Annotated in this window: 1 pseudogene; it reads right to left on the reverse strand. The window is 54.8% G+C overall.

Annotated elements, in window-relative coordinates:
• A pseudogene (locus tag ACP45E_RS01005) lies at positions 1-462 on the reverse strand (hypothetical protein); the annotation flags it as partial.

The raw sequence follows: 462 nt of genomic DNA on the forward strand, positions 1-462 counted from the left end.
TCGCCGTCTGCGTCGGCGCTGGCGCTGTAATCTGGATCAATCCCATTGGGTATGCCGTCGTTGTCGTTGTCTCCATTTCCACCCACCACCGGGTCGTTACCATTTGATGGATCTGTTCCATCGGTGTATTCGGCTTCGTTCGTTAGGCCATCCCCATCGGTATCGTGTGCTGGGGTGTAGTCTGGGTCAATGCCGTTAGGTTCTCCATCGTTGTCCAAATCTTGCGCGCCCCCAACGATTGGGTCATTGGGATCAGCTGGGTTGCTGCCTGACTGGTATTCCTCTTCGTTCATTAGGCCATCGCCATCGAAATCACCGCTGGCTTGGTAGTCTTCGTCGATGCCATTCACCGCTCCGTCGCCGTCTAAATCTCGGTCACCGGCATAGATTGGGTCGTTTGCATCTGAAGGGGTCGTACCCGATGTATATTCGTCTTCGTTGCTTAGGCCATCGCCATCACTG

The sequence above is a fragment of the Vibrio genomosp. F10 str. 9ZD137 genome (assembly GCF_049974785.1).
GTDB lineage: Bacteria > Pseudomonadota > Gammaproteobacteria > Enterobacterales > Vibrionaceae > Vibrio.